The following is a 15,054-nucleotide window of genomic DNA, read 5'->3' on the forward strand; positions in this document are numbered from 1 at the left end:
CAGGGAACCGCGAGGCGGCAGGATGACCCCATGGCCCTTGGCACGGTCCTGGTACTGACGCTGGCACTGGCACTAGGGGGATCCGGACGTGGAGACAAGTCCTGTCGATGTGATGCGCCCTGCCGCGCGGGACTCGGAGCGGGCCACGCGCCTGCTCCACCGCGCCCGGGAGGCGCGGATGGCGGGCCAGAAGATGCCGGTCCAGCCGCGGGCGGAGATCGGGGCCTCGTGGGACCGGGTGCTGCGCAGTGGCATCGATCCGGAGCAGACCACGCAGAGCGTGCTGCTGGAGCTGGAGGAGATCGAGCACCGGCGCCGGAGTTCCGCGCTGGGCGAGGTCATGCCGCTCCTCAGTGACGGCCTGGTGAGCATCGCCGACGCCGCGCAGCAGATCATGGTGGTCACCGATGTGGAGGGCCGGGTGCTGTGGCGCCAGGGCAACACGGGGATCCTGCGCCGGGCCGACGACATCTGTCTGGCCGAGGGCGCCGCCTGGTCGGAGGAGATCACCGGCACCAACGCGATCGGTACCGCGCTCGCCTCGCGCGCGCCGGTGCAGGTCCACTCCGCGGAGCACTTCGTCCGCAGTCTGCACGGGTGGACGTGCGCGGCGGCCCCGGTGCGCGATCCGCGCGACGGACGGCTGATGGGGATCGTCGACATCAGCGGTCCGGCGAACACCTTCCATCCCACGACGCTCGCTCTGGTCGGGTCGGTGGCCCGGCTGGCCGAGAGCGAGATCAGGACCCAGCACCTCCAGGCCATCGACCGGCTGCGTTCGGTGGCGGCGCCGATGCTGTGCCGGCTGGGTGGCCGGGCGCTGGTGGTGGACGCGAACGGCTGGCTGGCCGCGGTCACCGGGATGCCGCCGGTGGACCGGCTGCCGCTGCCGAAGTCCGTGCAGCCGGGCCGGGTGTGGCTGCCCTCGCTCGGGATGTGCCGGGTGGAGCCGCTGCCGGGCGGATGGCTGGTGCAGGTGGCCGACGGTGCGATGGACAGCCCGCCGCGCCGGGTGGTGCTGGATCTGAGCATGCCGGGCAGCCTGACGGTGAACGTGGTGAGCCCGGTGGGCACGTGGACGCAGCGGCTGTCCCCGCGCCACGCCGAGCTGCTGTACGCGCTGGCCCGGTGCCCCGAGGGGCGTACGGCGTCCGAGCTGGCCGAGGACATCTTCGGCGATCCGACCAGGACGGTGACGGTCCGGGCCGAGATCTCCCGGCTGCGGCGCCATCTCGCGGAGGTGCTGGCCCACCGCCCGTACCGTTTCGGGGAGGGCGTCGAGGTGGAGGTGATCGGTCCGGAGCACCCGGGCGATCTGCTGCCCCGGTCCAAGGCGCCGGTGGTGGTGGCGGCCCGCAGCGCCTCCTGAACCCGTGTTCCCGCAGGTCCGGGGCGCCTCGTCCCGGGTACCGGCTTGGGCCGGGGAGGCGGGGCATGGTTTTCTGGCAGTCATGAGCAACCCCGAGCGTCCATCCGACCCTGCCCTCGCCGAGGTGACCGTCTGGTCCCTGGAGCAGACCTCCCCCGACGATCTGCAGCCCTCGGCCGTGCCCGGCCCGGACGTACGGATCGTCCGGTCCGAGGTGCCGCTGCCCGAGTTCAGCCGCTTCCTCTATACGGCCGTCGGCGGCGACATCCAGTGGACGGACCGGCTGTCGATGACGTACGCGCAGTGGCAGGAGGTACTGGACCGGCCGGGCGTGGAGACCTGGGTGGCGTACGTGGACGGGACGCCGGCCGGGTACGTGGAGCTGGACCCGCAGGACGACGGCGCGGTCGAGATCATGTACTTCGGTCTTCTCCCTGCCTTCCGGGGCCGCCGGATCGGCGGGCATCTGCTCTCGTACGGGGTCGCCCGTGCCTGGGACCTGGCCGAACGGTGGCCGGAGCGGCCGGCGACCAAACGGGTGTGGGTTCACACCTGTTCCAAGGACGGGCCGCACGCCATGGGCAACTACCTGCGCCGCGGCTTCCGGCTGTTCGACACCACGACGGAGCTGGAGCCCGAGGTCGCCACCCCGGGTCCGTGGCCCGGGTCCGGCCGGACGCCGCTTCCGTAGGAACTCTCGCAGGAACCCTTCATCGGAGCGTCCCGAAGAAGCGCTTGTAAGACATGTAAGAAATGCACATGCTTGTCCGGTATTCCGGCCACCAGGCGCCCGTCATCCACGTGACGGGCGCCACATTGTCTCACCTGTCGGGACAGTCTCGTCCACATCATGGATAGTGGTGGACTGCCCGGAGACCCGCGTGACACGCTTCCGTCATGCCTGGAACTGGAATTGCCTTGGTGAGTCGACGCCACGTCGACCTCGGCCGCATGTCCAGCGCCATCTGTCCGGCGAGCTGAGAGTCCCAGCACCGCCGCGATCACCCTTTCTCTGCAAACCCTGCGCACCGCCGCGCCCAGACGCGAGTGTGCAGTTCAGAGCCGCCCTCCTGCAGTCCCGAAGGACGTACTGTCATGGCCGCTACCCCGGAACAGCCCGCGCCCGCCGCGCCCCGCCGTAAAGCGGGGCGCCACCGTGGCGAAGGTCAGTGGGCCCTGGGGCACTACACCCCGCTGAACGGCAATGAGCAGTTCAAGAAGGACGACGACAGTCTCAACGTGCGGACACGCATTGAGACGATCTACTCCAAGCGCGGGTTCGACTCGATCGACCCCAACGACCTTCGTGGACGCATGCGCTGGTGGGGGCTGTACACCCAGCGCAAGCCCGGCATCGACGGCGGCAAGACCGCCGTGCTGGAGCCGGAGGAGCTGGACGACCGCTACTTCATGCTGCGGGTCCGGATCGACGGCGGCCGGCTGACCGCGGCGCAGCTGCGGGCGATCGGCGAGGTCTCCCAGGACTACGCGCGGGGCACCGCCGATGTCACCGACCGGCAGAACATCCAGCTGCACTGGATCCGCATCGAGGACGTTCCGGCCATCTGGGAGAAGCTGGAGGCCGTCGGACTGTCCACGACGGAGGCCTGCGGCGACTGCCCCCGAGTGATCATCGGCTCCCCGGTGGCGGGGATCGCCGCCGACGAGATCATCGACGGGACCCCGGCGGTCGACGAGATCCACGACCGCTACATCGGCAGCAAGGAGTTCTCCAACCTGCCGCGCAAGTTCAAGACCGCGATCTCCGGCTCGCCCGTGCAGGACGTGGTCCACGAGATCAACGACATCGCCTTCGTCGGCGTCGTCCACCCCGAACACGGCCCCGGCTTCGACCTCTGGGTCGGCGGCGGTCTCTCGACCAACCCGAGGCTCGCCGAACGCCTCGGCGCCTGGGTGCCGTTGCACGAGGTCTCCGACGTCTGGGCCGGCGTGGTCGGGATCTTCCGGGACTACGGCTACCGGCGGCTGCGCACCCGTGCCCGGCTGAAGTTCCTGATGGCCGACTGGGGCCCCGTCAAGTTCCGCCAGGTGCTGGAGGACGAGTACCTGAAGCGTCCCCTGCTCGACGGCCCCGCGCCCGAGCAGCCCAGCAGCCGCTGGCGCGACCACGTGGGCGTCCACGAGCAGCAGGACGGCCGCCGCTACGTCGGCTTCGCGCCCCGCGTCGGCCGGGTCGACGGCCCCACCCTCACCAAGATCGCCGATCTGGCGGCCGCGCACGGCTCGGACCGGCTGCGCACCACGGTCGAGCAGAAGATGCTGATCCTCGACGTGGAGCCGGACAGGGTCGACTCCCTGGTGGCCGGCCTCGAAGAGCTCGGCTTCCAGGTGAAGCCGTCGCCCTTCCGCCGCGGCACGATGGCCTGCACCGGCATCGAGTACTGCAAGCTGGCGATCGTCGAGACCAAGGCGCGCGGCGCCTCGCTCATCGACGAACTGGAGCGCCGCCTCCCGGAGTTCGACGAGCCGCTCACGATCAACATCAACGGCTGCCCCAACGCCTGCGCGCGCATCCAGACCGCGGACATCGGCCTCAAGGGCCAGCTCATGCTGGACGACGAGGGCAACCAGGTGGAGGGCTACCAGGTCCATCTGGGCGGCGCGCTCGGCCTGGAGGCCGGTTTCGGCCGCAAGGTCCGCGGCCTGAAGGTCACTTCGGCCGAACTGCCCGACTACGTCGAGCGGGTGCTCGGGAACTTCCAGAAGGAGCGCGAGGACGACGAGCGCTTCGCGACCTGGGCGGCCCGGGCCAGTGCGGAGTCGCTGTCATGAGCGAGCGCGCCGCGCCGTTCCACTGCCCGTACTGCGGCGACGAGGACCTGCGCCCGCACGAGGCCGGGCACGGGGCCTGGGAATGCGCCTCCTGCAACCGGGCGTTCCAGCTGAAGTTCCTGGGCCTGCTGGCCCGGGGGCTGGAGCGCAACAACGGTGAAGGGGACGGGATATGACGGACACTCTGCAGACCGACAAGCTCTCCGCGGCCGAGCTCAGGGAGCTGGCCGAGCGGGCGGGCCGGGAGCTGGAGAACGCTTCCGCCCTGGAGATCCTCCAGTGGGCCACCCGCACCTTCGGCAAGCGGTTCTGTGTGACGTCGTCGATGGAGGACGCGGTCGTCGCGCACCTCGCCTCCCGGGCGCTGCCCGGGGTGGACGTGGTCTTCCTCGACACGGGCTACCACTTCCCCGAGACGATCGGCACCCGTGACGCGGTGGAGGCGGTGATGGACGTCAACGTCATCACGCTGACCCCGCGGCAGACCGTGGCCGAGCAGGACGCCGAGTACGGGCCGAAGCTGCACGACCGCGACCCGGACCTCTGCTGCAAGCTGCGCAAGGTCAAGCCCCTGGAAGAGGGACTGACCTCGTACACGGCCTGGGCCACCGGGCTGCGCCGCGACGAGTCCCCCACCCGGGCGAACACCCCGGTGGTCGGCTGGGACGAGAAGCGGCAGAAGGTCAAGGTCTCGCCGATCGCCCGCTGGACCCAGGACGACGTCGACGCGTACGTCGCCGAGCACGGGGTGCTCACCAACCCGCTGCTGATGGACGGTTACGCCTCCGTGGGCTGCGCCCCCTGCACCCGCCGGGTGCTGGAGGGCGAGGACGCACGGTCCGGACGCTGGGCCGGGCGCGGCAAGACCGAATGCGGGCTGCACGACTGATGACGACTGATCAGGAGACTTCGATGAGCGTGACGGAGACGGGAGCCACCGTCTGGCTGACCGGTCTGCCGAGCGCGGGCAAGACCACCATCGCGTACGAACTCGCCGGGCGGCTGCGCGGCGAGGGCCACCGGGTGGAGGTGCTCGACGGTGACGAGATCCGCGAGTTCCTCTCCGCGGGCCTCGGCTTCACCCGCGAGGACCGCCACACCAACGTCCAGCGCATCGGCTTCGTCGCCGAACTGCTGGCGGCCAACGGCGTGAAGGTGCTGGTCCCGGTCATCGCCCCGTACGCGGACAGCCGTGACGCGGTCCGCAAGCGGCACCGGGCCGAGGGCACCACGTACCTGGAGGTGCACGTCGCCACTCCGGTCGAGGTGTGCTCGGTACGCGATGTGAAGGGGCTGTACGCCAAGCAGGCGGCGGGCGAGATCAGCGGGCTGACCGGGGTGGACGACCCCTACGAGGCGCCCGAGTCGCCCGATCTGCGGATCGAGTCGCACCAGCAGACCGTGCAGGAGTCCGCGGCGGAGCTGTACGCGCTGCTGAGCGAGAGGGGTGCAGCGTGACGACCGTCGCGACTGTGTCGGAAGGCACCGACAATCCGTACGCACTCAGCCACCTGGACTCCCTGGAGTCCGAGGCGGTGCACATCTTCCGTGAGGTGGCGGGAGAGTTCGAGCGGCCGGTGATCCTCTTCTCCGGCGGCAAGGACTCCATCCTGATGCTGCATCTGGCGCTCAAGGCGTTCGCGCCCGCGCCGGTGCCGTTCACCCTGCTGCACGTGGACACCGGGCACAACTTCCCCGAGGTTCTGGAGTACCGCGACCGCACGGTCGCCGAGCACGGGCTGCGCCTGCACGTCGCCTCCGTCCAGGAGTACATCGACGCCGGGAAGCTCCGCGAGCGCCCCGACGGCACCCGCAACCCGCTGCAGACCGTGCCGCTGACCGAGGCGATCCAGCAGCACCGCTTCGACGCCGTGTTCGGCGGCGGCCGCCGCGACGAGGAGAAGGCGCGCGCGAAGGAGCGGGTCTTCTCGCTGCGCGACGAGTTCTCCCAGTGGGACCCGCGCCGTCAGCGCCCGGAACTCTGGCAGCTCTACAACGGCCGGCACGCCGCCGGTGAGCACGTCCGGGTCTTCCCGATCTCCAACTGGACCGAGCTCGACGTGTGGCAGTACATCGAGCGCGAGGGCATCGAGCTTCCCCAGATCTACTTCGCCCACGAGCGCGAGGTCTTCAACCGCTCCGGCATGTGGCTGACCGCGGGCGACTGGGGCGGCCCCAAGGAACACGAAACGGTCGAGACCCGTCAGGTGCGCTACCGCACGGTCGGCGACATGTCCTGCACCGGTGCCGTCGACTCCGACGCCACCACGCTGGACGCCGTGATCACCGAGATCGCCGCCTCCCGGCTCACCGAGCGGGGCGCGACGCGCGCCGACGACAAGATGTCCGAGGCCGCGATGGAAGACCGTAAGCGCGAGGGGTACTTCTAAAATGACCACACCCACCCAGTTGGCCGAGCAGTTGTCGACCACCACCCTGCTGCGGTTCGCCACCGCGGGGTCCGTCGACGACGGTAAGTCCACCCTCGTCGGACGGCTGCTGCACGACTCCAAGTCGGTCCTCACCGACCAGTTGGAGGCCGTCGAGGACGCGTCCCGCAAGCGCGGCCAGGAGGCGCCGGACCTGGCGCTGCTGACCGACGGGCTGCGGGCCGAGCGCGAGCAGGGCATCACCATCGATGTCGCCTACCGCTACTTCGCCACCCCCCGGCGCCGGTTCATCCTCGCCGACACCCCGGGCCATGTGCAGTACACCCGCAACATGGTGACGGGCGCCTCCACGGCCGAGCTGGCCGTGGTCCTGGTCGACGCCCGCAACGGCGTCGTCGAGCAGACCCGCCGGCACGCCGCCGTCGCGGCCCTGCTCCGGGTCCCGCACGTGGTGCTGGCCGTGAACAAGATGGACCTCGTCGAGTACGCGGAGCCGGTCTTCGCCGCCATCGCCGAGGAGTTCACCGCCTACGCGGCCTCCCTGGGCGTCCCGGAGATCACCGCCATCCCGATCTCCGCGCTGGCCGGCGACAACGTCGTGGAACCCTCCGCGAACATGGACTGGTACGGCGGCCCGACCGTCCTGGAACACCTGGAGACGGTCCCGGTCAGCCACGACCTCACCGCCTGCCACGCCCGTTTCCCCGTCCAGTACGTGATCCGGCCGCAGACCGCCGAGCTCCCCGACTACCGGGGCTACGCGGGCCAGATCGCCGCCGGAGTGTTCCGCGTCGGCGAACCCGTCACCGTGCTGCCCTCCGGCCGTACGTCGACGATCGCCGGAATCGATCTGCTCGGCGACAGCGTGGACATCGCCTGGGCCCCCCAGTCGGTCACCCTGCGCCTGACCGACGACATCGACGTCTCGCGCGGCGACCTGATCGCCCCGGCGAACGACTCGCCCGCCGTCACCCAGGACGTCGAGGCGACCGTCTGCCACGTCGCCGACCAGCCCCTCACCGTGGGCCAGCGGGTGCTGCTCAAGCACACCACCCGCACGGTCAAGGCGATCGTCAAGGACATCCCGTCCCGGCTGACCCTGGACGACCTCTCGCAGCACCCGGCACCCGGCCGACTCGTCGCCAACGACATAGGCCGCGTCGTGGTCCGTACCGCCGAGCCGCTCGCGCTCGACGCCTACGCCGACTCGCGGCGCACCGGTTCCTTCCTGCTGATCGACCCGGCGGACGGCACCACGCTCTCGGCCGGCATGGCGGGCGCCTCGTTCGCCGCCGTCCCGCAGACCGGGACTCCGGTGGACGACGACGCCGAGTGGGACTTCTGATGAGTCGCGACGTCTTCTCGACCTTCGCGAAGGAGGGCGGCCGTGTCGGCAGCGGCGCCCTCGGCAGCGGCCAGGGCGGGGTTGCGCGATGTGCGCGTTGACGTACGCGCACTGCCTGCGCGCCCGGCAGCACCGACCGCACCGCCTGTACCGCCAGTTCAGACGAAGACCTGCCGACCTCCCGGCCGCGTCCCCGGACTTCCGAGGGACGTGAGCACCGGGCCTCCGAGAGGAAGACCTCCCGTGTCTGCCCCCCGTACCACGCTTCGCCGCAGCCTCGCCGCTGCCGCCGCCCTGCCGCTGCTCGCCGTGGCGCTCACCGCCTGCGGCTACGGCTCCGACGCGAAGGACGACGACGCCAAGAAGGCGAACGCCGCCGCCGACGGAAAGAAGCTCTCCGCCGACACCGTGCGGATCGGGTACTTCCCGAACCTCACCCACGCCACCGCGCTCGTGGGCGACCAGGAGGGTCTGTTCCAGAAGGAGCTCGGCGGCACCCAGCTCAAGACCTCGACGTTCAACGCGGGTCCCTCCGAGATCGAGGCGCTGAACGCCGACTCGATCGACATCGGCTTCATCGGCCCCTCGCCGTCCATCAACGGCTACACCAAGTCCCAGGGCAAGAACCTGCGGATCATCGGTGGTTCCGCCTCCGGCGGCGTGAAGCTGGTCGTCAACCCGGACAAGATCAAGACCCTGGACGACCTCAAGGGCAAGAAGATCGCCACCCCGCAGCTCGGCAACACCCAGGACGTGGCCTTCCTCAACTGGATCTCCGAGAAGGGCTGGAAGGTCGACGCCCAGAGCGGCAAGGGTGACGTCTCCGTCGTCCGTACGGACAACAAGGTGACCCCGGACGCCTACAAGTCCGGTTCCATCGACGGTGCCTGGGTCCCCGAGCCGACCGCCTCCAAGCTGGTCGCCGAGGGCGCCAAGGAGCTGCTCAACGAGTCGACGCTGTGGCCCGACGACAAGTTCGTGATCACGAACATCATCGTGTCGCAGAAGTTCCTCAAGGAGCACCCGGACGTCGTCGAGGCCGTGCTGCGCGGCTCGGTGAACACGAACGCGTGGATCAACGCCAACCCCGACGAGGCGAAGGCCTCCGCGAACGCCGCGCTGAAGAAGCTCACCGGCAAGGCGCTGCCGGCCGAGATCATCGACCCGGCCTGGAAGTCGATCCAGATCACCGACGACCCGCTGGCCGCCACGCTCGACGCGCAGGCCGAGCACGCGGTGAAGGCCGGTCTGCTGGAGGAGCCCGACCTCAAGGGCATCTACGACCTGAAGCCGCTGAACAAGATCCTCAAGGCCGCGGGCAAGCCCGAGGTCGCCGACGCCGGTCTCGGCGTCAAGTAACCAGCCGCTCGAAGACCCCAGGAGGTGACGACCATGGCGAACACCCTCACCAAGGCCGAGGACCGTGTCGAGGTCGGGCACGCCGCCCGCATCGCACATGTCTCGAAGTCCTTCGCCGGACCCACGGGAACGCAGCTGGTCCTGGACGACATCACGCTCGATGTCGCTCCGGGCGAGTTCGTCACCCTCCTGGGAGCCTCCGGGTGCGGAAAGTCGACGCTGCTCAATCTGGTGGCCGGACTCGACCGCCCGACCGGGGGGACGATCGAGACCCCCGGCGGGCGGCCGGCCCTGATGTTCCAGGAGCACGCCCTGTTCCCGTGGCTGACCGCGGGCAAGAACATCGAGCTGGCGCTGCGTCTGCGTGGCGTGCCGAAGTCGGAACGCCGTACGGAGGCGGAGCGGCTGCTGGAGCTGGTGCGGCTGGGCGGGGCGTACGGCAAGCGGGTGCACGAGCTGTCGGGCGGCATGCGGCAGCGGGTGGCGATGGCCCGCGCGCTCGCCCAGGACAGTCAGCTGCTGCTGATGGACGAGCCGTTCGCCGCGCTCGACGCCATCACCCGCGATGTGCTGCACGACGAGCTGACCCGGATCTGGCGCGAGACGAACGTCTCGGTCCTGTTCGTCACGCACAACGTGCGCGAGGCGGTGCGTCTCGCCGAGCGCGTGGTGCTGCTCTCCTCCCGCCCCGGCCGGATCGCCCGCGAGTGGACGGTCGACATCGAGCAGCCGCGCCGCATCGAGGACACCGCGGTGGCGGAACTGTCCGTCGAGATCACCGAACAACTGCGTGGGGAGATCCGCCGTCATGGCCAGCACTGATATCAAGTCGGGCGCACCGAGGTCCGGCGGGGCCGGGCCGGATGCGGTGAAGCCGGACGACCTGGCCGGTCTGGAGGCCGGCCTGGACGCGCTGGACGCCGTGCAGGTGCACCGCACGCCGGTGCGCGAGGTCCTGCTGCGCAAGGTCCTGCCGCCGCTGCTGGCGGTCGCCCTGGTCGTCGTCGTCTGGCAGTTGCTCGTCTGGGCGCAGGTGACCGAGGACTACAAGCTGCCCTCGCCCGCCGCGGTCGGGGAGAGCCTGGGTGACATGTGGCGGCAGGGGACGCTGCTGGAGGTGGTGTGGACGAGCGTCTCGCGCGGTCTGCTCGGCTTCCTGCTCTCGGTCGCCATCGGTACGCCGCTGGGTCTGCTGGTGGCCCGGGTGAAGTTCGTCCGTGCCGCGATCGGCCCGATCCTGTCCGGGCTGCAGTCCCTGCCGTCCGTGGCGTGGGTGGCGCCGGCCGTGATCTGGCTCGGTCTCAACGACTCGATGATGTTCGCGGTCATCCTGCTGGGCGCCGTGCCGTCGATCGCCAACGGGCTGGTGTCCGGTGTCGACCAGGTGCCGCCGCTCTTCCTCCGGGCGGGCCGGACCCTCGGCGCGACCGGCCTGCGGGGCACGTGGTTCATCGTCATGCCGGCGGCCCTGCCCGGTTATCTGGCCGGTCTGAAGCAGGGCTGGGCCTTCTCCTGGCGCTCGCTGATGGCCGCCGAGATCATCGCCTCGTCGCCCGACCTCGGTCTGGGACTCGGGCAGTTGCTGGAGAACGGCCGCAACAACGCGGACATGCCAGGGATCTTCCTCGCCATCCTCCTGATCCTGTTCGTCGGCATCGCGATCGATCTGCTCATCTTCAGTCCGCTGGAGCGGTGGGTGCTGCGCAGCCGCGGTCTCCTCGTCAAGAACTGAGCTGGTGACATGACATCTCCGGTCCTTCTCGTCATCGCCCACGGCAGCCGCGATCCGCGGCACGCGGCGACCGTGCACGCGCTCACCGCGCGGGTACGGGCGCTGCGGCCGGGGCTTCGGGTGGAGACCGGGTTCCTGGACTTCAACGCACCGTCGGTGCCGCGGGTCCTGGAACGGCTGGACGCCGAAGGGGCGGGTGAGGTCGTGGCGCTTCCGCTGCTGCTCACCCGCGCCTTCCACGCCAAGTCCGACATCCCTGCGGTCCTGCGCGAGGCGCGCGCCCGGCTGCCGCGGCTGCGGGTGCGGCAGGCCGAGGTGCTCGGCCCGTCGCCGCTGCTGAACTCCGCCCTGGAGCGGCGGTTGTACGAAGCCGGGGTCCGCCCCGGTGACCGAAGCTCGACCGGGCTCGTCCTGGCCTCGGCGGGCTCCACAGACCCGGAGGCGATCGCAGTGATCGCTGAAATCGCGCGGGAGCTGCGGCACACCGGTTGGTGTTCCGTGCGGCCTGCGTTCGCCTCCGCTGTTACTGCCGGGGGCATCCCCCGTACCGAGGACGCGGTACGGGCCCTGCGGGCCGACGGTCTGCGCCGGGTGGCCGTCGCCCCGTACGTGATCGCGCCCGGCCGCCTCCCGGACCGCATCGCGTCGGGGGCGGCCGAGGCCGGGGCGGATGTGCTGGCCGGTGTGCTGGGCCCGTCGCCCGAGCTGGCGCGGCTGCTGCTCGACCGGTACGACGAGGCCCGTGTCCGGGCGGCCCGGACCTCCCGGGTCAGCGCGTAGGGCCTTTCGCTCAGCCCATGTCCAGGCCGCCCGTACGGGTCCGCTTGAGCTCGAAGAAGTCCTCGTGGCCGGCGAGTACCCGGAAGCTGTCGAAGAGCCGCGCCGCCTCCTCGCCGCGCGGCACCGCCCGCAGCACGGGGCCGAACCACACGGTCCCGTCGACGTGGAGGGTGGGCGTGCCCACGTATCCGTCCGCCTCCGGGTCCTTGCCGGCGTCGTGGCTGCGGCGCACCGCCTCGTCGTACGCCGGGTCGTGCGCGGCCCCGGCCAGTTCGGCGGGGAGGCCGAGTTCGGCGAGGGACTGGGCGATCACCTCGTCGAAGTCCTCGTTCTTCTGCTGGTGGATCCGGGTCCCGTAGGCCGTGTACAGCTCGCGCAGCACGGCCTCGCCACGCAGTCCGGCCGCGGCGGCGGCGACACGGACCGGGCCGATCGACTTGTCGACAAGGGCGCGGTACCAGTCGGGGAGTTCGTTGCCCGTGTTGTGCAGGTAGAGGCTCATCACATGGAAGCGGAGCTCGATGTCGCGCTGCTGCTCCACCTCCAGCATCCAGCGGGAGGTGATCCAGGCGAACGGGCAGGCCGGGTCGAAGTAGAAGTCGACGACGGCCCTGCCCGTGCCCGGGGTGCGGTGAGAGGTCATACGAGGAGCCTAGCCAGCCGGTGGCTCATCCCCGCGGGCCATTCGGCACCCGCGGGGATGGGCCATTTCCTAAGGGCTGTCCCGCAATTCCTGGTGGATCAGCGCGCGGCGTCAGATGCGGTGCATCGCAAGGCGGAGAGGCGCCCGCATACTGGATGTATTCGGGCGTTTCGACAACGCGGCGAGGTGCCGTAGCTGTCGTCGTGCGCCCGCCAGGAATTGCGGGACAGCCCTTAGGCGGCGGTCCACTGGGGATCTCGGCCGCTCAGGGCCAGGGCGCGGGTGAAGTCGTCGGCCCCCGGGTCGACCGTGACCTCGTCGGCGAAGCCTTCGTACTGGCGGTAGAGCGCGGCGGTGCTCTCGACGATCCCCAGCACGTGGGCGGCCGCCTCGTCGGAGAGCCGGAACTCCTGGCCGGTGGCCCGGGCCACGTCCCAGCCGTGCAGGGCCGTCTCCTCGATGAGCATCGCGGCGGTGTCCGCGGCCGGGGTGGCCGACTCACCGCTGCCGATCTCTCCCTCCCAGACGGCGGGGTCCGACCAGGCGGCGACGGCGCGGTCCAGCTGGGCCGCGTACTGCTCGGCCCAGTCGGCGTCCGCCGTGAAGTCCCGGGTGGTGAGTTCCTCGGGGATCTCCGTGCGCAGGGCGCGGTGCTCCATTCCGTGCGAGGTGTAGAGCACCCAGTGGTTGACGAGGCCGCGGACATCCCAGCCGGCACAGGGGGTGACGGGGGCGTCGAGCTGTTCGGGGCGGACGCCGCGGGCCACACGGGCGGCTTCGGCGGCGCATTCGGTCATGTGGGTGTGCTCGTTCTTCATGCGCCTCACCCTAGGAAGGATCATGCTCCCGGTCTTGAAAAAACGCGACAGGAACCGGCCGGAGGGGCGCCGGGCCGCCGGACTACTGTTCCTTCATGCCCTCACCGCTGCCCTCCCCCGACAGTTCGTTCCTCCTTGGCGGGGAGCTGCCGGTACGCCGCCTCGGCTACGGCACCGCCCAGCTGACCGGCCCCGGCTACTGGGGCCCGCGCGGCGAGCGCCGGGACGCGCTGGCGGTGCTCCGGTCGGCGGTCGAGCAGGGCGTCACGCTGATCGACACCGCCGACAACTACGGCCCGGGTGTGGCCGAGGAGCTGGTGGCCGAGGCGCTGCACCCGTACCGCGACGACCTCGTGATCGCGACGAAGGGCGGGGTCGTACGGACCGGCGACGACGCCTGGCACATCGCGGGGCGGCCCGAGCAGCTGCGCGCGATGTGCGAGGCCAGCCTGCTCCGGCTGCGGACCGACCGGATCGACCTGTACCAGCTGCACCGGCTGGACCCCCGGGTGCCGATGGCGGAGCAGCTGGGTGCCCTGGACGCGCTGCGGCAGGAAGGTAAGATCCGTTACATCGGTCTGGACACCCTCACCGCCGACCAGCTGGAGCAGGCGCTCTCCCTGACCGGGATCGCCTCGGTGCAGAACCGCTTCAACCTCCTCGACCGCGGCTCGGACGCGGTGCTGAAGGTGTGCGAATCCCATGACCTGGCGTTTCTCCCCTGGTTCCCGCTGGCCAACGGCGCACTGACGGGCGAGGCCGCCGCCCTCGACGAGGTCGCGCGGAGCCACGGTGCCACCCGCGGGCAGATCGCCCTCGCCTGGCTGCTGCACCGCTCCCCCGTGCTGTGCCCGACCCCGGGCACCGGTTCGCCCGTCCATCTTGCGGAGAACCTGGGGGCGCGGGAGGTCCGGCTGACGACCGAGGACATGAGCCGCCTGGAGGCGCTCGCACCCGCATGAAGGAGTACCCGCACGTGACCATGACCGCCGCCCACGACCGGCCCGCCCCGACCGCCGGAGTACCGGTGATCCGGGCCGATGGTGTCTCGCTCGTACGCGACGGGAACGTCCTGCTGGACTCCGTCTCGCTGACCGTGCGCGGCGGGGAGCACTGGGCCCTGCTCGGTGCCAACGGTGCGGGGAAGAGCACCCTGCTCAAACTGCTCGGCGCGGTCGCCCATCCGACCCGGGGCACGGTGGAGGTGCTGGGGCGCACGCTCGGCCGGGTGGATCTGCGGGAGCTGCGCACCTTGCTGGGCCATGTCGATCCGCGCCATCCGCTGCGTTCTCCGCTGACGGTGAGCCAGGTGGTGCTGACCGGTCTGACCAACTCGGTCGAGCCGCTGCCGCGCTGGGCACCCGGGGCGGAGCAGCGGGAGCGGGCCGAGCGGCTGCTGAGGATGCTGGGGATGGGCGGGAAGACGCACGCGCGCTGGCCGGCCCTCTCCCAGGGTGAGCGCGGCCGTACGCTCATCGCCCGTGCGCTGATGCCGCAGCCCCGGCTGCTGCTGCTCGACGAGCCGGCCACCGGGCTGGATCTGGCCGCCCGGGAGCAGTTGCTGGACAGTCTGGACGCGTTGCGCGAGGAGCATCCGGAGTTGGCGACGGTGCTGGTCACGCACCATCTGGAGGAGTTGCCCGCCTCCACGACGCACGCGATGCTGCTGCGCGGCGGGCGCTGTACGGCCTCGGGGGCGGCCGACGAGGTGCTGACCACGGACCTGGTCAGTGACTGCTTCGGTCATCCGGTGCGGATCGCCCGCACGGACGGGCGGTGGACGGCGCGGGCACAGCGGCCGGCCCGGGGCTGACCCCGCCCGCGG

17 protein-coding genes are annotated in these 15,054 nt (G+C 70.8%); 15 read left to right on the forward strand and 2 right to left on the reverse strand.

What is annotated here, in order from left to right:
• The first annotated feature begins 112 nt into the window (after nt 1-112).
• From OG959_RS05760 to OG959_RS05820, 13 genes are all read left to right on the forward strand, one after another.
• Nucleotides 113-1,369 (forward strand): GAF domain-containing protein, encoded by a 1,257-nt coding sequence (locus OG959_RS05760; RefSeq protein ID WP_326666236.1) that lies wholly within the window; start codon nt 113-115, stop codon nt 1,367-1,369.
• Between the two features lie 82 nt (nt 1,370-1,451).
• Nucleotides 1,452-2,060 (forward strand): GNAT family N-acetyltransferase, encoded by a 609-nt coding sequence (locus OG959_RS05765; RefSeq protein ID WP_326657031.1) that lies wholly within the window; start codon nt 1,452-1,454, stop codon nt 2,058-2,060.
• Nucleotides 2,061-2,266: 206 nt separating this feature from the next.
• Nucleotides 2,267-2,350 (forward strand): putative leader peptide, encoded by an 84-nt coding sequence (locus OG959_RS05770; RefSeq protein ID WP_310739661.1) that lies wholly within the window; start codon nt 2,267-2,269, stop codon nt 2,348-2,350.
• A gap of 114 nt (nt 2,351-2,464) precedes the next feature.
• A complete protein-coding gene (locus OG959_RS05775) occupies nt 2,465-4,162 on the forward strand; it encodes a nitrite/sulfite reductase (RefSeq protein ID WP_326657032.1) in 1,698 nt (565 codons plus the stop codon).
• Nucleotides 4,159-4,338 (forward strand): hypothetical protein, encoded by a 180-nt coding sequence (locus OG959_RS05780; protein ID WP_326657033.1) that lies wholly within the window; start codon nt 4,159-4,161, stop codon nt 4,336-4,338. The genes OG959_RS05775 and OG959_RS05780 overlap by 4 nt, the downstream gene beginning before the upstream one ends.
• The gene (locus tag OG959_RS05785) at nt 4,335-5,051 is read left to right on the forward strand and encodes a phosphoadenylyl-sulfate reductase (RefSeq protein WP_326657034.1); all 717 of its coding nucleotides are present in this window, start codon (nt 4,335-4,337) and stop codon (nt 5,049-5,051) included. The genes OG959_RS05780 and OG959_RS05785 overlap by 4 nt, the downstream gene beginning before the upstream one ends.
• A 23-nt stretch (nt 5,052-5,074) precedes the next feature.
• Nucleotides 5,075-5,620, forward strand: coding sequence for an adenylyl-sulfate kinase (gene cysC / locus OG959_RS05790; RefSeq protein ID WP_442805540.1), 546 nt, complete (start codon nt 5,075-5,077; stop codon nt 5,618-5,620).
• The gene (gene cysD / locus OG959_RS05795; RefSeq protein ID WP_148021566.1) at nt 5,617-6,552 is read left to right on the forward strand and encodes a sulfate adenylyltransferase subunit CysD; all 936 of its coding nucleotides are present in this window, start codon (nt 5,617-5,619) and stop codon (nt 6,550-6,552) included. The genes cysC and cysD overlap by 4 nt, the downstream gene beginning before the upstream one ends.
• A gap of 1 nt (nt 6,553) precedes the next feature.
• Nucleotides 6,554-7,897 (forward strand): sulfate adenylyltransferase subunit 1, encoded by a 1,344-nt coding sequence (locus tag OG959_RS05800; RefSeq protein WP_326657036.1) that lies wholly within the window; start codon nt 6,554-6,556, stop codon nt 7,895-7,897.
• 243 nt (nt 7,898-8,140) lie between these two features.
• Complete coding sequence (locus OG959_RS05805; protein WP_326657037.1) at nt 8,141-9,256, forward strand: aliphatic sulfonate ABC transporter substrate-binding protein; 1,116 nt, start codon at nt 8,141-8,143, stop codon at nt 9,254-9,256.
• Nucleotides 9,257-9,289: 33 nt separating this feature from the next.
• Nucleotides 9,290-10,078: an ABC transporter ATP-binding protein gene (locus tag OG959_RS05810; protein ID WP_326657038.1), complete on the forward strand. Its 789-nt coding sequence runs from the start codon at nt 9,290-9,292 to the stop codon at nt 10,076-10,078.
• A complete protein-coding gene (locus OG959_RS05815) occupies nt 10,065-10,988 on the forward strand; it encodes an ABC transporter permease (RefSeq protein ID WP_326657039.1) in 924 nt (307 codons plus the stop codon). Before OG959_RS05810 ends, OG959_RS05815 begins: the two co-directional genes overlap by 14 nt.
• A gap of 9 nt (nt 10,989-10,997) precedes the next feature.
• Nucleotides 10,998-11,768 (forward strand): sirohydrochlorin chelatase, encoded by a 771-nt coding sequence (locus OG959_RS05820; RefSeq protein WP_326657040.1) that lies wholly within the window; start codon nt 10,998-11,000, stop codon nt 11,766-11,768.
• A 10-nt stretch (nt 11,769-11,778) separates the two neighbouring features.
• On the opposite strand, the gene OG959_RS05825 is transcribed toward OG959_RS05820, so the two are convergent.
• Both OG959_RS05825 and OG959_RS05830 read right to left on the reverse strand, forming a co-directional pair.
• Nucleotides 11,779-12,411, reverse strand: coding sequence for a mycothiol-dependent nitroreductase Rv2466c family protein (locus tag OG959_RS05825; RefSeq protein WP_326657041.1), 633 nt, complete (start codon nt 12,409-12,411; stop codon nt 11,779-11,781).
• Nucleotides 12,412-12,644: 233 nt separating this feature from the next.
• Nucleotides 12,645-13,229 carry a TIGR03086 family metal-binding protein gene (locus OG959_RS05830; RefSeq protein ID WP_326657042.1) on the reverse strand — a complete coding sequence of 195 codons (585 nt, stop codon included), beginning with the start codon at nt 13,227-13,229 and terminating at the stop codon, nt 12,645-12,647.
• Nucleotides 13,230-13,324: 95 nt separating this feature from the next.
• Here OG959_RS05830 and OG959_RS05835 point away from each other — a divergent pair, with 95 nt between their 5' ends.
• On the forward strand, nt 13,325-14,191 hold the full coding sequence (locus tag OG959_RS05835; RefSeq protein WP_326657043.1) for an aldo/keto reductase: 867 nt from the start codon (nt 13,325-13,327) through the stop codon (nt 14,189-14,191).
• Between the two features lie 20 nt (nt 14,192-14,211).
• The gene (locus OG959_RS05840) at nt 14,212-15,042 is read left to right on the forward strand and encodes an ABC transporter ATP-binding protein (protein WP_326666238.1); all 831 of its coding nucleotides are present in this window, start codon (nt 14,212-14,214) and stop codon (nt 15,040-15,042) included.
• Nucleotides 15,043-15,054 lie beyond the last annotated feature (12 nt).

It is taken from the genome of Streptomyces sp. NBC_00385 (genome assembly GCF_035917155.1).
GTDB classification, from domain to species: Bacteria; Actinomycetota; Actinomycetes; order Streptomycetales; family Streptomycetaceae; genus Streptomyces; species Streptomyces poriferorum.